This window comes from Vibrio sp. YQ_11, assembly GCF_043103065.1.
Classification (GTDB): domain Bacteria; phylum Pseudomonadota; class Gammaproteobacteria; order Enterobacterales; family Vibrionaceae; genus Vibrio; species Vibrio parahaemolyticus.
The window spans coordinates 278,264-303,047 of sequence record NZ_JBICJM010000050.1 but is presented as its reverse complement, the minus strand read 5'-3'; the positions used below and the strand labels follow the sequence as shown (position 1 = coordinate 303,047).

The following is a 24,784-nucleotide window of genomic DNA, read 5'->3' as shown; positions in this document are numbered from 1 at the left end:
CTTTATTTATTATCATTTAAGAGGAATTAAAATGTCTTCGATCCAGTTATCCAATGTCGTAAAACGTTTTGACGATACCCAAACCATTCACAACGTAAACTTGTCGATAGAAGAAGGTGAGTTTGTGGTGTTTGTTGGTCCATCTGGCTGCGGAAAATCAACGCTCTTGCGTATGATTGCAGGCCTAGAAAACATCAGTGATGGAGCAATATCTATTTCGGGAAATGTCGTTAACGACACTCCACCATCAGAACGAGGGGTTGCTATGGTATTCCAGTCTTATGCTCTATACCCGCATATGACTGTTGCAGAAAATATGGGTTACTCACTAAAAGTAAACAAAGTTCCAAAAGAAGAGCGAGATAAAAAAGTACAGCTGGTTGGTAAAGCACTACAGTTAGAACATCTACTTGATCGTAAACCAGCCCAACTGTCAGGCGGGCAACGTCAGCGCGTTGCTATCGGTCGTGCTATCGTGAGAGATCCTAAAGTGTTTTTATTCGATGAGCCTCTATCAAACCTTGATGCAGAATTACGTGTGGATATGCGTCTACATATTGCAAAGCTACATCAAGAACTTAAGTCAACCATGATCTACGTAACGCACGACCAAGTCGAAGCCATGACATTAGCAGATAAAATCGTCGTGCTTCGTGATGGTAAAGTTGAGCAAGTTGGCTCACCAATGGATCTCTACCATAACCCTGTTAACAGATTTGTTGCCGGATTTATTGGCTCGCCTAAAATGAATTTTCTTCCTTGTACCGTTGAAGCTTGGGATGAAACGAGCTTAACAGTGAGTCTAGATGTGGGTCATTCAATCACTTTACCGATAAAAACAGCTCAGGTTGAAATAGGTAAAAATCTAACGTTAGGTATTAGACCAGAACACCTCACGACAAATCCAGATATGATCACACTTGCATTCCAATGTGAAGTGGTCGAGAGACTGGGAGGCATGACTTACATCTTTGGCCAATGTGGCGGCGTGGATGACTTCAAATACCTTCATCATGGGGACACACAAGTACAGCCTGGTGAGTCAATTTCGCTATTTACATCACCTTCCCATTTACACATTTTTGAACCTGATGGAAACGTCATTAAATTTGATTCTGTACAATCAACACATTAGCGCTTTAGTGCCAAAGAGCATTCAGAATGCTCTTTGGCATGCTAGGACCGTCCGATAAAAACAATATAGGGTAATCTTTTGGCTACACTTAAAGACATTGCACAAAGAGCGAAGATTTCTACTTCCACTATTTCTCGCTTTCTTAACGAAGACCCTACTTTGTCTGTAAGTGAAGACAAAAAACGGGCCATTTTGGAGGCAGTAGAGTCTCTTGGCTATCAATCCCCTAAACGCAGTAAAAAACAGTTTGTTCATCATGAAGTAACCAAAACGAATGAGCCATTTGGCGTACGTGATGTTGTTATGTTGAACTTTTTAACGCCGACACAGGAAATAGACGACCCGTATTTCACTTCTATTCGTGCTGGCATTCAAAATCGATGCTTAGAAAAAGGAGTCGATTTAAGAACACTCCATTTAGACCAGATCGATACTAATATAAATCTAATAGAAAACGCTCCAGCCGTCATTGCAGTCGGACATTTCTCCAAACATATTGTAGATACCTTATATCAAGCTAACCACAATATCATATTTGTTGATTCTAACCCTTTAGGTAGCAAAACCGATGCAGTCTTAATTGACCGGTTGGCGTTGTCCAATGACGTTATGCAAAATGTACTAAAAAGCCGTTGTAAACGACCTGCTTTTATTGGCAATAACGAGGAGCGGTTACATACTTTTCGTAAAGTTACCAAAGAAAACGGCTTGTATCACGATGCGCTATGTAAAGTAAGTAAAGAGTATTGCATCGAGTCGGGGTATCAAGCAATGAAAGAAATGCTACAACTCGATGAGCTTCCCGACGTGGTCTACGCCGCGACAGACATGGTGGCCGTTGGTGTTTATCGAGCCATTTATGAGGCAGGGTTAACCATTCCAACCGATATACAAGTCATCGGCACCAATGATATCTCGTCAGCCCGACATATGAGTCCAAGCCTTACTACAATGCGACTGTTCCCGTTTGAAATGGGAGAAGTAGCAATAGATATGTTTATTGAAAAAATGGAAGGCAGAAAATACAAAAAAACGGTTTTATTTGGTCATGAGTTTATATGGCGAGACAGTTTTAAAATTAACTAACTGCGCGCTAATTTATGATTCTTTAACATCACGGATGATAAAATTGACTTAATAAATTTGTAGATGGATCATAATCACAATTATCTAAGTAAATTTACTTAGATAATTTACCCACAATCACAACTACATAAATCACCTTATAAAAATAATCACTAACACTTTTATACATCACCTCAACACTAAAATCCTTTGCTATATTATTTACGTTTAAAAACAATTAAAACGTGAATATATAAAAACGGTGAAACGATGAACAATACCCTAAAAACACTAGCCATCTTCGGCTCATTAGTGGCCTCAAACTATTCTCACGCTTTTATTAAAGGTGCGGATATTAGTTGGATAACTCAGATGGAAGACAGTGGCTACGAGTTCTACAACGATTGGGGCTATCGACAAGATGTCCTTTCAATATTACGAGACCATGGCATGAACGCAGTGCGTCTTCGTGTCTGGGTTAACCCCAGTGATGGTTATTACAGCTCACTGAATGATGTAATTGTCAAAGCGCAGTGGGCCAAAGACGCGAATATGGATGTGATGATTGACTTCCACTATAGCGACACTTGGGCCGATCCAGGTAACCAGTGGAAACCCGCAGCATGGCAACAACTGAGCTTCGAAGATTTAATGGGACAAGTATGGTCTTACACTAGAGACTCACTCAACACCTTAAAAGCTGCAGGTATCACACCAAAATGGATTCAAGTCGGTAATGAAACCAACAACGGAATGCTATGGAATGAAGGAATGGCTTCAAGCAACATGCGTAACTATGCATGGTTGTTTAATAGCGGACGCAACGCAGCCAAAGAAGTATTCCCAGATGCCAAGGTCATTGTCCATTTAGCAAACTGTCACGACAATGCTAATTTCCGATGGATTCTTGATGGCTTACAATCCAACAGTGCTTGGTGGGATGTTATTGGCGCATCGTCCTATCCCAAGAATGCTACTGGCCTTACTTGGCAAGAAGCAAACAATCAATGCCTCTCTAATCTCAATGACATGGTCGAACGCTACGGAACGGAAGTGATGATCACTGAAATTGGCGTGCCTTGGGATGAGCCTCAAGCAAAGACTATCGTTGCCGATATGATCCAAAAAGTACGTAATGTTAATCAAGATAAAGGCATTGGGATTTTCTATTGGGAGCCACAGGCATATAGTTGGCAAGGTTATACGTTGGGTGCATGGGATCCAAATACGCGCCAGCCTACTCAAGCTCTTGATGCCTTTCTTGAATGAGTAAAAACATAAAATATTTTTCAAGCCCCTCTTTGATTAGAGGGGCATATTCGAAAGAACAAACTTAAATTAATAATTGTTTCTATAACGCTTTCCACACTGACAATATCATTTCATCATAAGATGATTTTTTAGTAGATCCAGAGTATCTAAAGTCAGTTTTTGATGATGTTGTGGGCTTTGTTGCGTAATTCGGTCAGAGAACCAAACTGCCTGAAATTGAGCAATTAACACACTGCGTTTCAAGTATACCAAGCCCTGTAAGTTTGTTCAGCGCTTTAATCATAGCGTATGAGCATTGTAGTTTCTCAGGCTTAACCGGCCACCTAACAACTGCTTCACTCGATACATTGCTGTCTCTTATAGTGAGCATTTATGATAGCCGTACCACTTTTTCCACTTACTGTTGGCTCCGTAGAGCTTCTGGCAACCTACCGCTAAATTCCTAGGGTGACCATTCTCCCAGAAGGCTGCCTTTTCTCTTGGTGGGATTCGTGGAACAGCTCGCTTGATCCGTATGGCATCGTGGCAATCCCTTGTGTCATAAGCGCAATCACCAGATATCTCAATAATTCTTCGGCGTGTTTGCTTGAGCAAGTTAGAAAAGACTTCTACATCGGTAACATTAGATAAACTCAGTTCTGCCGCGACGATTTCGTGAGTGCTGGTGTCTACCGCTAAATGCAACTTTCTCCAGACTCTACGCTTCCCGTCAGTACCATGCTTCTTGACCTTCAATTCACCTTCGCCATAAACCTGAGGCCTGTTGCATCGATGGCTAGATGCTGTGTATTACCACTCTAGTCTTTGGTTTAAATAAAACCTCGACTTGCTTAGTTCTTCGACTGATACAACTGTAATGTGGACAGACTATAGGAACGTTAGCCAATGAAAAAACAGAATCGATAAACCCTTGCAATGCTCTCAACGACATTGAGAAAACTCGTTTCATCATAAGCGCAGTGGTAATGGCTAAGTCGCCGAACTGACGAGGTCTACCACGTTTACCTTGTTTACTCTGCTTCCACTTGTGAATAGCTTCTTCATCCATCCAGAATGTCAGAGAACCACTATTAATAAGCGATAGATTGTATTGATTCCAATTAGTGGTTTTGTAGCGAGGTTTCGGCATTAGGCTAAGTTATTGGATAAACATAGTGGATCAGATCTTAGCTTATCGATTTTGTTGGATCATGGCGTTGAAGGCAACACTGTCATACAAATGAGCAAAAAGGAGAAAGGCACATTTTATATCACAAATGATGGTGGGTTGATTTTTTGGTGGTCAAGGAAAGGCTGGATTGCACAAAGTAAAACTTTGATCTAGCTAAAAAAGCAAGCTGCGTCTAGACTTTGAGGGAGGTAGCTTGCTCTCTAACGATTGAGCTGAAAAATTATTAAACACTCATTGCGATATCTAGCCAATACGAGTATTGCTCATCTGACTCAAACTCATTAGGTGACACATGACAGTCAATTTCCAGTCCATTCTGGAAGACTAGAAATCCACAATCACAACCAAAAGCATATTGGTCAGCAAATTTTACTTTAAAGCGGATTTCACGGTACTTCTCTGATAGCGCGATGAATATTGGGTATGGCATATTATTAAAGGAAATAAAGCTAATTCTACCGTAAACATATTCATATTTTTCCTCAAGCTTGAATTCACTGTGCCAAGCGTTCCATTTTGAGTACCAATGTTTATAATTCCAATCACTGTCTTGCTCAACATGACAAGAACTATTCTTTCCTTCCAAAACCTTCAGATACTCAGGGCTAGGAATTAACCTATTAAAATCTAACTCATTATTTTCATTACTAATGCACTCAATAATGGAACTTGCATGAGCAAGATCTTCAGTTTTAAATTCGATAATATTTATTATGCGATTTGACATTATTTTTACTCTTATTTATGAATCATTTATATGGTTTTAACTTGAAATTTTTTGTCTTCATAAATATTGAGTAAATCCACTGGGATCTTTAGCCTTAAAGTCGCGCCTTCACTCAAGACGGTTGTCCATCGTTTTTTTGAGCCACCCGAAGTACAATAGCCCGATAGTAATGCAATCCCAGTTTCAATTCGAGCACCTGAATCACGACTAAATGCTTTACAAACAGGATACCCAAGAAACTCTATCGCCTTGCCATGCTCTTGTATTTCCTCGATAGCCTCAATCTCAATCGTAATGAGATCGCTATTGAAGGTTTGATCGAGTTCTTCAACTTCTTTTTCTACAATACTTGAAAATATCCAAGCGCCCTGAGATTTATCCCAAGTACCGCCGAGTTTACGGCACTCTTCAATCAACAGTGTGTTATATGCTGATTTTAAAGAACAAATGCCTAATTTAGTTTGTTCTTCTACGTTTGCTGCTAACTTATAAATCAGATCAGTCCCATACTTTGAGCGAACTGAGATATCTATAACAGCAAGAAAATGCTCACCTAACTCTAAGTCTTTTGAGCACTCGTCGATCAAAATCTTACAAGATTTATTATTGTCTGTTGTCGCAGCAAAGTACTTTCTGTTCTTTTTAATTACATTGAAATTCATAATATTTACTCCATTTATTGACTAGTAATACCCTCCTTCTCACCGCTAGGGTGACGAATGTTTTTAATATAGTTTCATTTGTTTAACTCAATCTTTACGCAAGTAGAGATAGAGAGTTTTCAGGTATATTAAAACCAATAAAAACTGCCCAGTCAACCACTATTTACATTAAAAACAATGACTTACATTTACTTTTAAGCTTGTTTATATCTAATAAGAAACATGGACTAGTGGGAGGAAACCTCTTTACCCCCTATCGGGGGTAAAAGCCGACTTACCCTCTAGAGGGGGTAAATTGCACTATAAACTTTGGTTTGATTAAAACTATTCAATTATTGACCAATGCACTGTGTAAACAGTGCTCGTTCACGGGAAGCGGCTCTCGCCGCAGATTACAAATGACCGATTTGCTTGGCTGTGACTTAAGGCACTCTTAAAGGTCGTCAATCACGGGGGCAAACTATTCGTTATGGCTGCTTAAAGGATAGCTTTGACCGAAACAATGATATGGTGCTTCGTGCTTTGGCCTGCGCACCATATGTATCACGGCGTAGCTCTTGAACTCTAGGATGAGAAAAGGATGAAACAACGGATTTGGGGACTGAGACTGTATGCCTAACAGCACAAGGGTTATCGCCGAAGTAGGCAATGCGGCGTCAGATGATATCGCCGCAATTTACGACCCCGCAGGGTCGATTTACCGAAGAATAGGTGCTAGCTTTTAGCAGTATATGAATCCTGGTTTGATTCAATTCATAGTGAATGACTTTAGCTTTATTACTAGTACTGATAGTAACTAATTATATACTTCTAAACATGCTCTTTTAGAAAATCACCAATCATTATCTGGTTTATCCATGTGTTGGTATATGTTTAGAGCATAATTCCAATCATTCCATTGCAATCGTTTACCGTTTAGATTCATACACTCATCTAGAAATTCATTATAGTCGTCGTTACTCGCGAAAAGTTTGAAGCGGTTAATTCGTAACTCTGCTCTTGCTCGATTATCAACAGCCACTAAAACAATTTGTTCTCCATTGACAGCTTTATAGTTTTCTAAACGGATGTCATTGCCTACACCGCAACCCGCTACCTGGAAATCATAATCCTCAACGTCAAGGCCCGTTCTCTCCTCAAGCAATGCTTCAAAAGTATACTCCTCAGAAAACCCCATCTCTGCTGCTTCTATAACTTTTTCAAAGAACTCTGTCATTGTTTCTTCAGTATATGAACTGAATACTGTAAGGTTATCATAGTCAGAAATTAAACAATTCTGGTGATCTAAATCTAGGGCTGAAACTTGGCAATCAGATGAGAATTCTCCATCGTATAATTGAACAAATAGGTCACCAGACCACTGATGCTCTTCACTCTGTATACTAGCTGTTACAATGGCGTTAAATCCGTCTCCATAATCCCAGGGAAAAGCCTCTTGAAAGTGAGTAATAATCTTAACTCTTTCTGTATCAATATCTTCTCTATCAATGGGACTTGAAGCCAACTTTACTGTGTCAATAAAGTCGTTATTAGAGTTCGATACGATTTCTCTTACGCCCTCTTTCACATCATCAGTGATGCGCTGATCAGTTTTATTCGCAACTATAGGTTTTGCTGAGTCACATAGATCACGGATAAGTTTGTTTTTTTGTTTAACCATTTTTATTTCTCCATTTATATACTAGTAAAGTCCTCCCTTCACCTCTAAGGTGATGAATTATTTGATATTATTTAGTTTATTTAACTCAATCTTTATGCAAATTGAGATAGAGAGCATTCATTTTCATTAGAACTCACCAAAAGCATTATGTCAATGAATTATTACTATAAAATACAATAACTTAAGTAACATAAAGTATTTACTTTTGACTTCATTTATATATAAAAAGAAAAACGAAATCCTTGAAAAGGAACGGTCTTACCCCTTATCGGGGGTAAACGACAGACTACCCTCTATAAAGGGTAAAGATGGTTTGTTGACTATGAATTAAACATCGATTGATGCACTGCGAAAGCAGTGCTGATTATGAGCGGCTCGCGCCGCAGGAGTCGAATGAATAGGTTTTGTGGTGCTGATCAATACTGGACTCTAAGTTAAGCAACTTTTGATGCTTTTTATCCAGAACCGTGCTGAGGGAGGATCTGCTCCAGCCAGACTGGACACTCAACTAAACGAGTTTCCCATATCTAAGTTAAATCATTGATTACTAATATAACAAGACATATAACAAAGAAATGTCCAGCACTTTCACAGTTGGCACTTCTTAACACAGAAGTGCCCAAACTGTGTTACGCTCGAGAGAACAGCATTCATTCTTAGCTCATAATCGCATAAATAAAATTTATGATCGAGGCAAAGGCAAGACCTGCCCCCTCCCTGTTTGATTGCAACGTTAGTGAACTTTGGAGCAGTTAGAACAGATTTAAAACTAAAAATAGCTAACCTGTGATTGGTTTGGTAGGGAATAGTAATGATAAAAAATGAATATTTGCGCTTTTTGCAAACATTGAATGCCGAGGAGGTGTCAGCAGGCGTACGAAAAGTTGCAAATCTTGTTTTTGCGCACTTTGAAGAGGTTTATCCATTAGGCACGACACAAGGCAAACGAGTCAAGAAAGTTGCTAGCCTAGCATCAAATCAGTGGGCTAACCTTTCAGATGCCATTGCAGAAGTTACATACGAGACTGGTAACGCTGGCAAAATGTTCAAGCAGCTAAAGTCTATTGAAATTGGTCCTTTTCGTGGTTTTGCCAAAAAAGAGTCTTTGAGCCTACACAGTCTGCTTGTTTTGATTTACGGGCCAAATGGTACAGGTAAATCAAGTTTCTGCGAGGCGTTAGAGTATGGTTTGCTAGGTGCTGTTGAAGAAGCGCAAAATAAGCGGTTCCGTAATCAGGATGATTACCTGAAAAATGCTCATACCAACTCATTTAGTCCACCACAGATCTTGGGTGTTGATCATCAAGGAAATGATGTAGTACTCCAACCTGACGAATCTTTATATCGCTTCTGTTTTGTAGAAAAGAACAGAATTGATAGCTTTTCTCGCATTGCAGCGCAGGCACCAGCTAAACAAATGGAGCTGATATCAACACTGTTTGGGTTAGATTCATTTAATGAATTCGTAAAAAACTTTTCACCAGAAATCGATGGTAAGTATATTGATTTAGTTGGTGAAAAATCAGTTCAGTTGAACCTTAAGCGACAGACTCTTGTTGGACATCAACAACAAATAGAACAAAACAACACCAACTTGAAGCAGCTTGGTGGTGAAGAGGCTGCGCTGGCACAACAATATCGTCTAGGCTGTACTTATAATCAAATGATGATAGAGCTAAACGGTGACGATCAAAACCCTGGGCTAATTAGTAAATTGGAAACTGATTTGCAACAGCCAGTATATGCGAAAAGCGGCTTGACCCAAGCTAGGCTTGCTATTATTCGAAGTGAAATCAATACAAACCTTGCTAACTACAATGCTAGCCAACAAGAATTGGTTAATGCCAGTCAGCAAGTATCATTTAAGCAGTTGTATGAATCAGTATCTAAATTACAAGCGAATAGCCCTGATAAGTGCCCAGCCTGTAAAACTCCATTGACACAGACAGCCCTGAATCCTTATGCACATGCAGACGAAGAGCTGCAAAAGCTACAGCATCTTGCAGTTTTACAAGCTAAATCCCAAGAATACTATCAGAGCCTTAATCAGTCATTGGCGGAACTATCACAAGTCATTAATGTTTCCTGTGATCGTTTAACAGCTAACCCTCTTCATAAGTTTAGACTTGCCTCTAACATCCAGCCTACAATTAAGTGGTTTAACTCAATGCTTCAACCGTCGCAAGGTGGTTATACGGCTTGGCAACATCTGGAAGCGCAAGTACAACAATTGGAGCAAAGCGATACCGCAATTGAACAACAAGTCCAAGTTAGAACGGCGAAGCAGCAGGAACTGAATAGACTACGTGGTTTTGCGAATAGCATAACTGTATTACAAACACGCCGCCAAACAGCTCAAACAACATTTGAAAAAGCAACTCAAGCAATTGCTAGTTTTGATCAGGAGAATGCAGAGTTAATCTCTAGTGTTGAGGGTGAAAAACATGTGGTTGCACGAAATAAGGAAATCGTTAGTGCCTACGCATCCTTTGTAGAGAAGCTTAATGCGTATAAAAATGCTTTGCCAGTTAAGCTAGTTGCTGATTTGAGTGAAAAAGTAACGGAGCTATACAATGCATTCAATCGCTATGATTCTCCAAACGATAAGCTAGCGGCAGTTCAGTTACCACTTGGACAAAACCAACGCTTGAAGATTTCTTTCCAAGCAGAGCCTGAGAAACACTTCGACGCTTTACATGTACTCAGTGAAGGTCACATTCGCTGTTTAGGTTTAGCGATATTGCTTGCCAAAAACATCAAAACGGATTGTCCGCTGTTGATCTTCGATGATCCAGTTAATGCAATCGATGACGAACATAGACAAGCAATCAGAGAAACTTTATTTAAAGATGAGTTCTTCAATGCCAAGCAAATTATTATGGCGTGCCATGGTGAGGAGTTTTTTAAAGATACACATCAAACGATAGGTTCAAAAGCAGCTAAAAGCGCGGAATCCTACATCTTTATGCCTCAAAAAGGTGAACGACACGTTCAAGTGCTTTCTCTTCAGCGCCCTAAAAACTATGTTTTGGCAGCTTCTGAGTTATATGCGCAAGCTGAATATCGAGATGCTTTAATGTCATCTCGTAGAGCTTTGGAACACCTTTGTGAAAAGGCATGGCTACACTATGGAAAGCATTGTGACAATACAGATAAACCAATCAGTGTTTCTAGGCGTACTCCCCATGCACCTTGGGACTTAAGAGCTTTAGCTGATAACTTGCGCTCTAAATTAAACAAGTCCAAAGCAGCTATACCAAATAAAGCAGATATTGTTGTTGCATTAGATTCTTTACTTGGAGTTGGCGGTCAAGATCCACACTGGGTCTACTTGAACAAGGGCACACACGAAGAAACAGATCGAGTCGAGTTTGAGAATGGAACAGTCGGAACAATTGTTTCATCACTTGATGCTCTTGATAAAGCACTAGAAGTATAGAAATGTGAAAATGGGATCAGGTTTTGTTTTTGCCCAATCTGATCTTCTTCGAGTGTTCGTTATCTCTTAAAAATCCAAACTCGGAATTGTCCAGAACCTTAATAGTTGGCATAGTTGGCACTTTGTAACTAAAAAGTGCCCTACTTCGACTTAGGGTAGATGTTCTTCACTAAACTAACGTGTTCATCTAGACTAAGATTTTCTAATGTCTGATTTTGATATCTCGGCGTATTATCAGGAAGTGAAATGAACAAGAACCTAGTGAATATCTCATTGGAAGAGCAACAAGCTCAACTCGAAAGTCGCAAACACTACACATTCTTCAAAGATGGTTACATTGATGGTTATAGCTTTGCTTTTGGGCTGTTCGAATCACTATGGTTAGATGGTTTTGATGTAAAGAACCCTACAGATCTGCTCAATGCACTGTGTTTACTCATTGAAAATGAGCATGTAGAACAAAAGAAAGTCTTTGAAACTCATATTAATGATATGACCCCAGAAGCCTACGCAATGTATCCAGAAGGGAAAACGATTCTATTCCATTGCACATTCTTTCTTCATAATATACACAATTATATTTCCCATATCGGAGAGCGAGTTATTCAAATCCCAAGAACCGAAAAGGATATGCTTTATTCTTGGTGGTTAAAGCGTGAGAACGTCTATACATACACATATCTTGATACCTTTATGAAACAATTCACCGAGATCTTGGATTCTATGCCAAGCTTTAGGCCTATGGTGATGAATTTGCACATCTCAAGACACATCCCAGATGAAGAGTTTTCTGCTTATTCAACGATCATCAAGAAAGAAGAGCGCTCTAAGCACATTGTTGAGCGTATCAACGAGGCCATAAACCAAGAATTTTATCTCGAAGCAATCGCTCTTGAAGAAAGTTGCATTTCAGACCGTTTATCGTTGGTTTTGTACTTGAAAGGGCAAAAAGCAGGGACAAAGAGCTTTGCAAAGCTCACAGAACTGTGTGATGAGTTTTTACCCAAGAATCTTAAGCGTGATGTGGACTCGTGGCGTAAAGAGCGAAATAGATCGATTCATAACTTAGTAAGGTCTTCACCTCTTGAAGAGATGATCGACCTTGAAGAGCTTGACTTACTTTCGGTATATACGGCCAAGAAAGGGTTGAAGTTACTTGATGATGTAAATATTTGGTTTGAAGAATTCATTCTTTCTGAGATGAACCCGTTCTGTTTGCGATTACAAGAAGAAGTAACCCTGAACTAGATTTGATGTTCTTGCACAACTAATTTTAGCTCCCCCTTTAGAAACGGGAGATTCGTATTTCGGTGATTTCGATCGCGTTTACGTTGTTTTTCAAGCAAGTCGCCATATTTTTACAATTTAGTAACGTAAACGATTGCTCTCTGCACACGTTTCAGGGATCGAATACACCTCATCGATATAACGCCAGTCTCACGTCTGCGCACCAACTCCATGTATTAAAAATTGATGAGCTATAGAAGCAGATCTTCCAGTTCTTTACCCATGAGGACCTCAAAAGATGTATAAATTGCTGTAAGACACTCTTCGTTTCCACACCTATCAATACGAACAAAACCTTTAGATGCAAGGTCGTCAATAGAAATCGAAAGTTCTTCGACACTGCGACCTGTTATCTCAGATAACTTCCTTACATTATTTGCTCTATCACGAGAAATCATATACAAAAGCTTAATATTTTCGTTAGTTAAAACCTGGGCCAGCTCCGTTAATGATGTAAACCACAAATGAGGAAAATTTTCTACATGGTTTAATTTACCAGCTGAAACATCCAACATATACTTACGAACTAGTTCTTCATCGGCTATTCCAATTCGAGCTTTCATAGTCTGTCCATATCTATAAAATATAATACTTCCCTTTAATGGAAAGAGAAAACAGTGATAATAATGATAAATTACAGTCGACTTCTCAAACCTTATTATCTAAATCTAATTTCATTAAACCGCACTATTATTACTCACTACTTTTATAAAGCGCAATAATTTTAAGAACATCAGCTGTAATATTAATTGCTTTAGAGCCTGATGGTATATCCATCTTATCTTGGTATTGCACCCAAACTTCACCATTTTTTGATATACGGATCATTGCAAATGTTTCGTTAAGAAATGACTTATTGACGCCAAGCTGCTCATGAATATCATCATTCATAATCATCCCTATTACATGTTGGTAGCAGAATATGATGAATACTAATCCATGATGTTCAGTAAAACAATACTATTCATCCATTATGTTTAAAAATGGACACTTGAATATAATATGAAAAGCCAGATCTTTGATCTGGCAGATATCAATGAGGTTTTATTAAAGACTGGAACACAAAGACTCTAACACCTTTCTTTCAGTGCTTAATTTTTTAACTCTATTACCAGTCTCAAAACTGTCTATTTTACTCATGTGTTTAACAAAACGATCAGCATTTGCTTTACTTGAAATTTTGAAGTTAGATAAATGATTGTAAGTCTTAATTTTATCAGTTAATTTTTTATCATAGAAAAGCATATTCTGAAAAAGAATATCAGGCATAACGTATGCGTCTAATACTTGTTTAATTCTGTACATTGACTGATACAGATCTTGTGCTTCTACAGCAGTCAAAAGACCATCTAAAGCAAGCTTTTCAACAATATCTGCAACATCATGGATTGGCTTTGATATCTTTGCCGCCTCTTTCTTAATTCCAGCTCTATCAATATCGAAATAACCACGGCATTCATTCACTTTTGCTTCATGATATATTCTATAATAAGATTTGTGTTTAGCTATAAACTTGTCGTAAGCCCCTTTGGTAACATTATACTCCCCTGACTTTACACATTCAGTTACATCGTTTTCTAGAAACTCTTCAAATGTATACTTTGGAATGTCATCAATACGTTTTTTGGCAACAATGACAACCTTATTCTTAGGACAGCCATTTCTTACTTCTTCATCACATCTTTTAATATTTAGTCGAAGATAAAGAGTCATTCCTTTCCTATGTCGATACGGAGTGAAGTTCTTACCATCATCAAGTATATTATTTCTTTTCTTATCAATCGCGACATTCATTGCATCTGCATAATTAGCCATAACTTAAACCTTACAATTTATTCTTATCTTTTAATACAAGATACCAGTTAACTTTATATAAGTAAACAAACTGGAATTTACAAAAAATATAATTTTAACAGGTTGATTCGTAAAATTTATCTATTACGAATAAACTAATTTTAATTATTATTGACGGGTAAATTTAATAAAATATTTATTAACTATGACGAATCATTGATTTTTAATAATTAGTGAGGAATTAAAAAATAATGACTAGTGAATTATATATAGAAAGTGATATAATTACATTTAATGATAGCTATAAATATTAGGCTAATTATTTATACCTTAGTGATCCTGGCTAATGATACTTTCTAATAGTTTGTTCACCGAACTTCGTTGTGGTTTATCATTCTTGTGTAAGATATCAACATGAGCAGTAGCAATAAAAGTCTTATAGTCACTCTCAGAAATCTGTTTTGTGCTTAAATTTTCAAATACATTTTCCATTGTTTTTCGCTTAGTGATACAGCTAAATGCTTTATCAAGAGTATCCAAAAATAGCGCTTCAATAACTGTTTCAAAACCCATTTCGACATCTTTAAGCATAGAAATCATCTCAACGACATACACGACATCAGAAGCGCCTTTTAATCTTTTACGTGCTCTCAGATTCCATTTCATGTCATCTATGAATTGTTCTACTTCTTTGCGATATCTAACATTCACAGAAAGCATCACAAGATAACTCCTCATATCTTGATCTTGCTTACTTTCGTAAACTCTAAGCGCATTATCTGATTGTTCTTGAGCGTGCGCAGCCGCTCTTTCTAGTTCTTCTTCATAGTTACTCAGGTCCTTACAGGCGTCATGTAGAATACCGTTTCCAATAAGCTTTCCGAGTGTATATTTTCGATTTCCACCTAACTGGGAGGCAGACATTCGAACTCCGTCGAGATTAAATACGATCCCCACCGCAACCCCCTTCTTTGTTTGTAGCTCAACTTTGAGGCTTGAATGTGTTGATTCAACAGCAGTGACAAACTCTGCAAGATTAGAGCGTGGCTTTAACTTATTGATACCAGTTTTTACCAGACGAGCTATTTGAGCCTTTTTGTTAAATATTTTAGCGTCATTAATATCAGCATAGGAATCGTAACCAATCTTATTACTACTTACTAATTGTCGCAGACCAAACTCTATCTCTAGCTCCCTCATTACTTCTTGTGCTCGTATCTTGCTATAAGAGTCTTTGATGCGTTTTCTTGTTACTATATCGATAGTAGATGTGACTACATGTATATGTTGTTCATCGGTATCATTATGTTTAAAAGCAATATATCGGCAATTTGCGTAACCCAAATGATTCATCAACTTTTTAGCTGTTTTGCACCATTGGAAATTAGTTAAACTCTCATTAGTATCTAAGCTTACAATCATGTGCTTAAATTGCTGTTTGGCGGTTGGATTAAGCCTTATAGACTCCTGCATCTCCCTTATCGCAAGTGCCATATCTAACATCTCCCCTGGTGCGTTTTTAGCATTTACAGGGATATGTATAATATTATTTGCATAAATAAATTCTGTTACTGCATCAGCGCTTTTAGTGATTCCTGCACCATAATTTACTAAATATTTAGCCACTCGTTCATCGTCACCAGCCACATACTTTATGAGAGCGTCTACGGTCTGCTCAGTGTGCTCACCGCCTTTTTGTGCAGGTTCCTTATAGATCATGACTTGACCCTCTGAATTCTTTCAGTGCCTGAACAAGCTTGTCTTCACTTAAATGCTGTTTTGCTATTTCATAAGCCGCTTCTTGAGTAAAGCTATTTACTAGCAAGTGACGAGTTGCCTGAAACTCTCTTAATAGTCCCGCTAATATTACAAGAGTACTTTCTATTTCATCTCTTGTGAGAGCTTTACTATTCTCAATATCGGTGGCAATTGTTTTAATTTGATCACTGAGTTCTGAAGTTTCTGTAAAGAACTCTTTAGATGCCTCTAGAATGATGGGTTTGACTTTTACAGCATTATTGATGACGTCACGAGTAAATGCTGAAAGCTTTGAATAACCAGCCATACATTGCTTTTTAACTAGTTCTTGATATTCTTTTTCAGTGAGATTTGTCTTTACTGATTTAATCTGCAAATCACCAGGTTCTTTACGAGGTTTGTATTTCTCTTTTTTTACTGTCTTAATGGCGGTTTCAATAGCTCTAAAATCTTTTGCACCTACACTTCTTAAAATGTCTAACATATCGTGTTTCATAATTATTACCTTTTATTGTATCTATACTCACCTCTCAAATAATTAGATATAGCTATTAAGATTTAAGACTAACAACATATGATAAACCAGCGCTAACACCGAAGGGGGTTAGAGCAACCAACCAGAATGGGCGGAGTATTTGTCGGCGTTTTTATTTGGGACAAATAAACGCGCAGACACAGCTTGCTTCAAGTTGTATTTTTATCATATTAACAATATATTAAAAATATTCAATATAAATTTAAATCAAGCGTCTGTTTTTTAATTTTAATCATGAGTTTATATCTCTAATTTTAGAGTTAACCAAAAAATAACTTACAATCATCGACTTAACAGTTATTTTATTAAAATTAATTACATAACTTCTTAACTATTAAGTGCCATGGCATGTGATAATACTTACCCTTTAAGTAAAAAGATAATATTAAATACTTATCGAATAATAATTTAAAACATCTTTCATTAAATAATAATTACAATAGTTACTCCTTTGAAATCATTCCATTTATTACAATTGAATTAGTCAATAATTAACATAGCCTGAGTCGTCATAAAAGAACGGAAAGAAACACTTTTACATTAAATATATATGCACGATTCCAGTTGTAACAATAAATTATTTCAGCTACCCAATCGGTTTCCATAGCTCTCATTGAATAGAACAGAATTAACTATTAATAAATCATGTTTTACCCAATGACCAATCATTTATTGTCCTGAGCAGAAATCTAAGAAAGAGGTTTAGCAAAGTTCCTACTCTATTACCCCGAGCTTCGTAAGAGGATATATCACGGCACTGAACAAGCTACGAAAACATACTGCTCAAAGGCAAAATTGCCTACTCAATGATCTCGGGTATATAATTGGTTTTTTCGCGTTTTTTCCAAACGAAACAAAAGCACCGCTTTGCGGTGCTCTGTTGGTGGTAGTTACTCAAATAACCTTGCGTCATCTGCGATTGCTTGCCATTTTTCGGGGTTTTGTAGTACAGCTTGTCTTACTGCAAAAAGATATTTTATCCTTTCTAGTGCGTCGCCCAAATCATCAGGTACGGGTACAGTATCAATAGCTGCTAGTTTACCTAAATTACCATGCACGCGTGACATGTTGATTAGTCGTATTGGGGCAGCTTCGTTTACATCTTTCTGCGCGGTAAAAATATCACTAATAGCTTTGTTATTTTTGTCGTCATTAAAGAATACTGGCACTTCACCCACAGCTTCACTTTTAAACACTATACGCAGTGGTTTACCAAGCTTTGAATCCGATGCTATCACATACTTGACGAATGAGCGCACAAAGCCGTTGTAGCGCTCTCTGTCCTCGTTTCGCTCTAATTGTAGCTGCTCAAGCGTGTTTACATCATAGTCGCTTGTTTGCGTTGATAGCTTTTCAAATCGTGCTTTTGCTTTATCTTGCTCTGTATAGATAGCTTTTAGCTTGTTTACATAAACGGATATAATACGAGGATCTGACTCTTCAAGCATTTGTGTCTTAATATCGTCAGCGCTTGCTTCTAGCTCTGCAACCTGCGCTTCTAGCGTGTTTAGCTCTTTCTGTAAGCTAGCAAAGCTATTGTTGTTAATCTTTGCGTAATCTAAACCAGCCAGCGCTTTAATTAATCGCGGCTCGATTTCTTCATAGTTAAGTGCGCGTTGGTCGCAGCCTTGCTTGTCAATCTGCTTGCGACATCTTACTTTGATGCGCCCGCGATTAGGCTTAAAGTAAGACATGCAAGAACCACAGGTTGGGCAATAAAGCATACAGCTAAATAGATTTGAAAACGCGCCCGTTTGTCGCCCTCCAGATCTCTTAAAAGATGCTTTAAGCCTGATCCACTCTTCTTCTGTAATCAATGCTGGGTAATAGCCTTTTATTACATCTCCAACAGGTTCTTTGCGCACCCCCTTTTCGCCGTGCACATGCTCGACTGGTTGAAAGTCGCCGACAAGCTGTATCATCTTTAGATACTTCTCAACAATCTTTGTGTACCAAGTATTGCTGCGGTTCCAGCAAGGATATCCTTGCTCATTAAGATAAACTGTAATGCGATGAGCACCCCAGCCTTGCAGCTTTAAATCTACCATCTTGCGCACAATTCGCGCACGCTCAGGTATCAACACAAAGTGCGTTTTATCTTTGCTTAATTCAATCCAGCTAGGACTCATTGATGTGCGTCTCTCACCGCCCTCTTTTTCTAATAGTCGCTTGTGTGTGAATCTGGCACGTATGCGTTTTGATTTCTGTTCACTCTCTAAGTGCGCTAAATGTATTGCTGTAGTGATAAGCAGGTCTTGACCTAAGTCACTACTTTTGTCGTGATAAATGATCAGGTTGAAACGGCAAATGGCAACATCAATGCCGTACTTTTTGAAACGTGCAAACAGAGCGCGGGCATCATCAACGGGCAAGCGACTTATACGGTCAATTGCTTCTACAATTAGCAACGTACCTTTTTCTACCTGTCCGTTTTCCGCTGCTTTTAAGAATGCGCCAAGCCCCGCGTTTTCATCTGTATTTAATCCAAAGTACGCACTTAACCCCCTGTCGTAGATGGGGCTATCTGCAAGTGTATACACTGGTAAACCATCACGGCTGTTTGAAATGTTTACATCTTCAATAAACTTGCTAGCTATTTCGATTTGTCGCCGTAGGCCATCTCCTTTTACTTGTGTGCCCTTTGAAACTCTAGAATAAATATGTGCAATGCGTGGTTTTTCGTCCATTCCAATCAGCCTGTAATGCTATAACCTATAACTTTTTGTCAGGATTGATTATTGCACATTAATCAAATGGATCAACAAAAAGAGGGCTTTATACAGGAAAGCACATTAAGTTATTGAATTTATTAAATAAAAAAGCCACCATATTTGGTGGCTTGTTGTTTAAATTAACTGCTCTACTATTGATTTAGAAGCTCAACGGATTGCGATGCTATCACCCACTCTTCATTGGTAGGAATAACCAGTGCTTTCGCACCTAGCAACTCAGATGTAGCAATCACACCTGCGTTACCAAATCGAGCGTCTTCGTTTCCTTTCGCATCTTCAACAAAACCTAGCAGTTTTAGGTTTTTCAGAATTTCACGACGAATTGGCATAGAGTTCTCGCCAATACCGCCAGTGAAGATGATGCCGTCGAATGAATCAAGCGCAGCAAGATAAGAAGCGATGTATTTAGACACACGGTATGTGAACACTTGGAATGCAAGGGCAGCGCCTTCGTGGCCTTCTTCCATTGCTTCCAAAATACCGCGTGCGTCGCTTGTTAGGCCAGAAACACCTAAGAAGCCAGAAGCTTTGTTCAGTGAGTTGAACACTTTCTCTTGAGACCAACCTTTCTTCAGAAGGTACTCAATGATGCCTGGGTCAAGGTCACCACAACGTGTACCCATCATTAGACCAGACAGCGGAGTGAAGCCCATAGACGTATCTACAGATTCACCATTGTTGATTGCACAAACAGAAGCACCGTTACCTAAGTGAACAGAGATGAAGCTCGATTCTTCAATCGGCTTGTTGATCATCTTCGCAGCTTCGCGACTTACAAAGTAATGACTTGTACCGTGGAACCCGTAACGACGAATGCCGAAATCTGTGTAAAGTTCTTTAGCGATTGCACCAGTGAACGCACGTTGAGGCATTGTTTGGTGGAACGCTGTATCGAATACTGCAAATTGTGGAAGGCTTGGAAACGCTTCAACAGCAGCACGGATGCCGATAGCACCAGCTGGGTTGTGAAGTGGAGCAAGGTCTGCAAGCTTCTCAATTTCTTGTGTAACTTCTTCAGTAATACGAACGGTTTTAGTGAATTTCTCACCGCCGTGAACAATACGATGGCCCACAGCAACGATGTCTTGAGCTAGACCTAACTCTTCGGTTAAACCTACTAGTTTGCCGATAGCGATTTTGTGATGGCTATCGTCACCTTCGATGGAGATTTCCTTTTTTTCACCGTTGAATTTCCAGCTCATACGAGCGTCTGATAGACCAAAGCATTCGCCCAGACCACTTAGCACCGCGTCACCCGATACGGAATCGATGACTGCAAATTTTAGTGAAGAGCTACCAGAGTTGATCACCAGTACAAACGAATTAGACATGTAGTTATCCTGTTGTGGAGCAGAGGTTGTAATTGCGCTTCCGCGCTGCGTACTTCTTGTTTGCTCCCCTATTATTCAATAATTTTTTAATCTTTCAACAATCTTTTAGTGAAAGCGATTTGATTGAACAAATTTTGTTGATCTATAGCAAGTTTTGATTTTATTTGAAGTCTAAAAAATATGATTTGTTAAAGCTAATTTATGAATTAGTCAATTTGTACAAATTCAAACCTATGAGCTACGTTGTTTATTGGATGTATAAAAATAACAATCTCATCAATAATTCGGGGTAATAGCGTGCCCACAATAGCCTTTTTATTAGTGATCTTAGGTTTGATTTTGCTCTGCTGGGGATGGCAGATGACAAAAAATATTTGCTCGAAAACAGAGGTACCCGGGTGGACATGGCTGTTGATGTTAATAAGTTGCTTCATTTTTGCGTATGCTGCTTTCTTGCACGCAATCATGAAAAAACCAGTGGCATCACTGCTTGAAACTGGTGTTTCTTTGCTCTTATTCGGTGGCAGTATTTTTGTCGTTTTAGTCATCAAGTGGAGCAACGATTCCATCTTAGAGCTACACAGCGTCGCGGAGCGAGAAAAACGAAATGCGGTTCATGACTCCCTGACAGGGCTTCCCAATCGCAAGTATTGCTTCGAACTGATTGATGACAGAATACAATCTGGCGACCCTTTCTCTGTCATTCTGTTTGACGTAGTGAACTTTAAACAAGTGAACGATGCGATGGGACACTTCTGCGGAGACCAGTTACTGATTCAGATTGGTCAACGATTGCAAGACAAGCTCAAAGGGAGCGACAAGATCTTCCGTGTGGGGGGCGATGAGTTTGTCATTCTCACCTCTTCCGCATGTGAGAAAACGGGCACAGAACTTATCGAAAGCCTAGATTGCGCCCTCTCTGCACGCTTTCACCTAGAAGAGTTCCAAGTATCTTCACGTGTCGTATTTGGGATAAGCACCTATCCTTACGACGCGATCTCAAATGATCTTTTGATTAAACATGCCGACATTGCCATGTATCACGCCAAACGTAACGGCAATTTATTCGCTTTTTATCATGATGATATGAACGTGGGAGCTAAGTACCAGCTTGAAATTTCCTCTCGCATTCAATGCGCGTTGGAGAAAGAAGAGTTTCAGTTGTACTACCAACCCTTGATTGATGCGAACACCAGTTTAGCTGTCGGATTCGAGGCAGTGATCCGTTGGCACGATGAAAACGGGAAAACTATCTCACCCAACGACTTCATCCCTATCGCGGAGCGCAGCAACCAAGTCCACAACATCACCATGTGGGTATTGGGCCAGGTAGAAAAAGATCTCAAAACCTTTATCGAAAAAGGCATTAAGTTGCCTGTACACGTGAACCTTTCAGCCAAAGACCTCTCTTCGAACCTTCTTTTCCATCGTCTTGAGAAACTGCTTGAAAACAATCCGCAATTTGCCGATCTGATCAGTTTGGAAATCACGGAAACCATGGCAATAGATAGAGTTGTGGAACTCAACCCACTCATTCATCAAATTAAAGGGTTGGGTATTAAAATCAGTTTGGATGACTTCGGTACGGGGTACTCGTCGCTTTCTTTATTGCGGGATCTACCTGTGGATCAAATTAAAATCGACCGTTCGTTTTTGTGCACAGCAAACCGCACAGAAGGCTCTCGTTCCATCGTAGAGAACACGATAGCTCTAGCACATGGTTTAGGGTACTCAGTGGTGGCGGAAGGCGTTCAGGACATGGACACGCTGTATTTTTTAAGAAGCAGAGGCTGCGACATCATTCAAGGCTACCTATTTTGCCCTGCGCTGCCGCTGAATGAAGTGATTAATTGGGTTAACGAGCACGACGACAAACAAAGTCATACCCGACGCGCATAAAAAAGCCGAGCTTAATGCTCGGCTTTCAAATCAATCTCTACAACAATTTATGTAACTGTGTAGTACTGCGCTGATTATGCGTCTTGAGTGCGACGGCCACGGCCGTGACCACGTTCGCCACGGTAGTTACCACGGTGATCACCACCACGGTTACGATCAAAACGACGTTCGCCACCTTCACGGTTACCTTCGCGGTTGCCGTCACGGTTACCACGGAAACCACCTTCACGACGACCGCCGTCACGACGCTCACCACCACGGTTACCACCTTCGCGGTTACCACGGAAACCACCTTCACGACGACCGCCATCGCGACGACCACCGTCACGGCGACCACCACGAGACTCACGGAAATCGTCGAAGTCACATACTACAGCACCAACATCTTGTTGACGGATACGCAGTTTGCTTAGCTTGTTCGCCGCTTCAGAAGTCATTGCTTTTGGTAGCTGAACGAATGTGTGACCTTGCGCTAGCTTGATCGCACCGATAGAACCTTTACCTAGGCCTAGTTCGTTTGCTAGAGCACCAACGATATCTTTAACTTGAACGCCTTGCTCGCGACCAACTTGAAGCTGGTAAGTATCCCAGTCTTGATTGTTGAAGCTGCGACCGCCTTCACGACCACCTTCACGGCGCTCTTTACGACGTTGCTTGTCACGTTCAATCGCTTCAACCATTGGGTCTTCGCCAATGTAGAACAGAGGACGCTTACCTTGTTGACGCTTAAGAAGCATTGCAGCAAGCATCGCAGGGTCGATTTCTAGAGAAGTTTGTAGTTTCTCTACTAGCTCTGCGAACTTGTCTAGTGCTTTGTGCTCTTTCTCTGCTTCCAGTTCAGCCGCTAGCTTGTTTAGACGAGCTTCTGCTACTTGGTCACGTAGAGGAAGTTGGATTTCTTCCATAGATGACTTAGTTACGCGCTCGATAGTGCGAAGCATACGGATTTGGTTAGTGCGAACTAGAAGGATCGCTTTACCTTTACGTCCAGCACGGCCAGTACGACCGATACGGTGGATGTAAGACTCAACATCGAATGGGATGTCGTAGTTAAATACGTGAGTGATACGTGGAACGTCAAGACCACGAGCTACGACGTCAGTTGCAACTAGGATGTCGATAACACCTTGTTTGATGTGGTCAACAGTACGCTCACGTAGAGACTGAGGAATGTCACCGTGCAGTGCAGCGGCTTTAAAGCCACGTGCAGATAGCCAATCAGCTAGACGCTCAGTGTCTTGACGAGTACGTACGAATACGATTGACGCGTCAGTTTCTTCAGTTTCAAGAAGACGAGACATAGCTTCATCTTTCTCTACACCCTTCACTACCCAGAACTGTTGTTGAACTTTGTCTACAGTGTGGTTTTTACCAGCAACGTCAACCATTACAGGATCACGTAGGAAACGCTCAACAATGTTTTTCAGCATTGGAGGCATAGTTGCAGAGAATAGAACGCGTTGAGCTGATTCAGGAGCGTGCTCCATGATTGCAGTTACGTCGTCCACGAAACCCATGTTTAGCATTTCGTCCGCTTCATCAAGAACGAAAGTATTTACTTCGTCTAAATGTAGACGTTCACGGTTGATAAGGTCTTGAACACGGCCAGGAGTACCAACAATAACGTGTGCACCATTTTTAAGAGCACGCATTTGATCTACGATAGATGCACCACCGTAAATTTCTAGAACTTTAAGACCCTTGATGTTTTTACCAAGGTTTTTCATTTCAGCCGCAACCTGAATCGCTAGCTCACGAGTTGGAGCAAGAACGATTGCTTGTGGTTTACGTTGATCAAGATCTAGCTTGTTTAGAAGAGGCAGAGAGAATGCTGCCGTTTTACCTGTACCCGTCTGTGCTTTACCCAGCGCGTCAGCACCTTCCAATAGGTGTGGGATTGCCGCAGCCTGAATTGGAGTTGGTGACACGAAACCCATTCCGTCTAGAGCAGAAAGGATAGAATCATTCAGAGATAAATCGCTGAATTGAATAACAGAATCTTGCATTGGGATCCTACTTAATTAAACAAAAAAACAGTCCCATATGCTCTTCCAATTCGATACTGATTCATCCAGTTACTAAATCCATTCAGACAGGAGTTAGCACAGTACACAACCGCGATAAGCCATTAGGGACGACTAAGGGAGGCGGATTATTCCTTAAATGCATAAAAAAAGCTAGAAAAAATTGAATTACATCACAATTTATTCTCACGAATGGTAATATCCGCATAAAAATCCACCTACCGCCCGTTTCTCCGAAGAGAAAAGCACCGTTGAGCTGTTTAATTCCTCAATAATTCACAGCGAATTTGTGT

At 39.8% G+C, this 24,784-nt stretch carries 17 protein-coding genes and 1 pseudogene; 6 read left to right on the top strand and 12 right to left on the bottom strand.

Going from position 1 to position 24,784, the window contains the following annotated elements:
• The first annotated feature begins 31 nt into the window (after positions 1 to 31).
• The 3 genes from ACF8EG_RS23070 to ACF8EG_RS23060 all read left to right on the top strand — a co-directional run bounded on the left by ACF8EG_RS23070 (position 32) and on the right by ACF8EG_RS23060 (position 3,469).
• Complete coding sequence (locus ACF8EG_RS23070; protein ID WP_025789583.1) at positions 32 to 1,135, top strand: ABC transporter ATP-binding protein; 1,104 nt, start codon at positions 32 to 34, stop codon at positions 1,133 to 1,135.
• 78 nt (positions 1,136 to 1,213) lie between these two features.
• Positions 1,214 to 2,221 (top strand): LacI family DNA-binding transcriptional regulator, encoded by a 1,008-nt coding sequence (locus tag ACF8EG_RS23065; protein ID WP_025789584.1) that lies wholly within the window; start codon positions 1,214 to 1,216, stop codon positions 2,219 to 2,221.
• 249 nt (positions 2,222 to 2,470) lie between these two features.
• The gene (locus tag ACF8EG_RS23060; protein ID WP_025789585.1) at positions 2,471 to 3,469 is read left to right on the top strand and encodes a glycosyl hydrolase 53 family protein; all 999 of its coding nucleotides are present in this window, start codon (positions 2,471 to 2,473) and stop codon (positions 3,467 to 3,469) included.
• A 196-nt stretch (positions 3,470 to 3,665) separates the two neighbouring features.
• On the opposite strand, the pseudogene ACF8EG_RS23055 reads toward ACF8EG_RS23060, so the two are convergent.
• The 4 genes and pseudogenes from ACF8EG_RS23055 to ACF8EG_RS23040 all read right to left on the bottom strand — a co-directional run bounded on the left by ACF8EG_RS23055 (position 3,666) and on the right by ACF8EG_RS23040 (position 7,692).
• Positions 3,666 to 4,601, bottom strand: a pseudogene (locus ACF8EG_RS23055) (IS5 family transposase).
• A gap of 265 nt (positions 4,602 to 4,866) precedes the next feature.
• A complete protein-coding gene (locus ACF8EG_RS23050; RefSeq protein ID WP_025789587.1) occupies positions 4,867 to 5,370 on the bottom strand; it encodes a hypothetical protein in 504 nt (167 codons plus the stop codon).
• Positions 5,371 to 5,396: 26 nt separating this feature from the next.
• On the bottom strand, positions 5,397 to 6,032 hold the full coding sequence (locus ACF8EG_RS23045; protein ID WP_025789588.1) for a hypothetical protein: 636 nt from the start codon (positions 6,030 to 6,032) through the stop codon (positions 5,397 to 5,399).
• 832 nt (positions 6,033 to 6,864) lie between these two features.
• Positions 6,865 to 7,692, bottom strand: coding sequence for a hypothetical protein (locus ACF8EG_RS23040; RefSeq protein WP_025789589.1), 828 nt, complete (start codon positions 7,690 to 7,692; stop codon positions 6,865 to 6,867).
• Between the two features lie 811 nt (positions 7,693 to 8,503).
• Between ACF8EG_RS23040 and ACF8EG_RS23035 the strand changes: the two genes are divergently transcribed.
• Positions 8,504 to 11,131 carry an AAA family ATPase gene (locus ACF8EG_RS23035; RefSeq protein ID WP_242536690.1) on the top strand — a complete coding sequence of 876 codons (2,628 nt, stop codon included), beginning with the start codon at positions 8,504 to 8,506 and terminating at the stop codon, positions 11,129 to 11,131.
• Between the two features lie 273 nt (positions 11,132 to 11,404).
• Positions 11,405 to 12,379: a hypothetical protein gene (locus tag ACF8EG_RS23030; RefSeq protein ID WP_224723971.1), complete on the top strand. Its 975-nt coding sequence runs from the start codon at positions 11,405 to 11,407 to the stop codon at positions 12,377 to 12,379.
• Between the two features lie 230 nt (positions 12,380 to 12,609).
• Here ACF8EG_RS23030 and ACF8EG_RS23025 read toward each other — a convergent pair whose 3' ends face one another.
• The 7 genes from ACF8EG_RS23025 to ACF8EG_RS22995 all read right to left on the bottom strand — a co-directional run bounded on the left by ACF8EG_RS23025 (position 12,610) and on the right by ACF8EG_RS22995 (position 20,568).
• Entirely contained in the window at positions 12,610 to 12,981 is a 372-nt protein-coding gene (locus ACF8EG_RS23025; RefSeq protein WP_025789592.1) for a transcriptional regulator, read from the bottom strand.
• Positions 12,982 to 13,111: 130 nt separating this feature from the next.
• On the bottom strand, positions 13,112 to 13,309 hold the full coding sequence (locus ACF8EG_RS23020; RefSeq protein WP_005376117.1) for a hypothetical protein: 198 nt from the start codon (positions 13,307 to 13,309) through the stop codon (positions 13,112 to 13,114).
• 156 nt (positions 13,310 to 13,465) lie between these two features.
• Positions 13,466 to 14,233, bottom strand: coding sequence for a hypothetical protein (locus ACF8EG_RS23015; RefSeq protein ID WP_025794814.1), 768 nt, complete (start codon positions 14,231 to 14,233; stop codon positions 13,466 to 13,468).
• A gap of 309 nt (positions 14,234 to 14,542) precedes the next feature.
• Positions 14,543 to 15,931, bottom strand: a complete 1,389-nt coding sequence (locus ACF8EG_RS23010) for a relaxase/mobilization nuclease domain-containing protein (RefSeq protein WP_025794811.1) — start codon at positions 15,929 to 15,931, stop codon at positions 14,543 to 14,545.
• Complete coding sequence (locus tag ACF8EG_RS23005) at positions 15,921 to 16,466, bottom strand: hypothetical protein (RefSeq protein WP_025538535.1); 546 nt, start codon at positions 16,464 to 16,466, stop codon at positions 15,921 to 15,923. Before ACF8EG_RS23005 ends, ACF8EG_RS23010 begins: the two co-directional genes overlap by 11 nt.
• 929 nt (positions 16,467 to 17,395) lie before the next feature.
• Positions 17,396 to 19,192: a recombinase family protein gene (locus ACF8EG_RS23000; RefSeq protein WP_014234481.1), complete on the bottom strand. Its 1,797-nt coding sequence runs from the start codon at positions 19,190 to 19,192 to the stop codon at positions 17,396 to 17,398.
• A 176-nt stretch (positions 19,193 to 19,368) separates the two neighbouring features.
• Complete coding sequence (locus tag ACF8EG_RS22995) at positions 19,369 to 20,568, bottom strand: acetate/propionate family kinase (RefSeq protein ID WP_206925999.1); 1,200 nt, start codon at positions 20,566 to 20,568, stop codon at positions 19,369 to 19,371.
• 360 nt (positions 20,569 to 20,928) lie between these two features.
• Between ACF8EG_RS22995 and ACF8EG_RS22990 the strand changes: the two genes are divergently transcribed.
• A complete protein-coding gene (locus tag ACF8EG_RS22990) occupies positions 20,929 to 22,467 on the top strand; it encodes a bifunctional diguanylate cyclase/phosphodiesterase (RefSeq protein WP_025630942.1) in 1,539 nt (512 codons plus the stop codon).
• Between the two features lie 74 nt (positions 22,468 to 22,541).
• Here ACF8EG_RS22990 and ACF8EG_RS22985 read toward each other — a convergent pair whose 3' ends face one another.
• On the bottom strand, positions 22,542 to 24,473 hold the full coding sequence (locus ACF8EG_RS22985) for a DEAD/DEAH box helicase (RefSeq protein ID WP_069505883.1): 1,932 nt from the start codon (positions 24,471 to 24,473) through the stop codon (positions 22,542 to 22,544).
• Between the last annotated feature and the right edge of the window lie 311 nt (positions 24,474 to 24,784).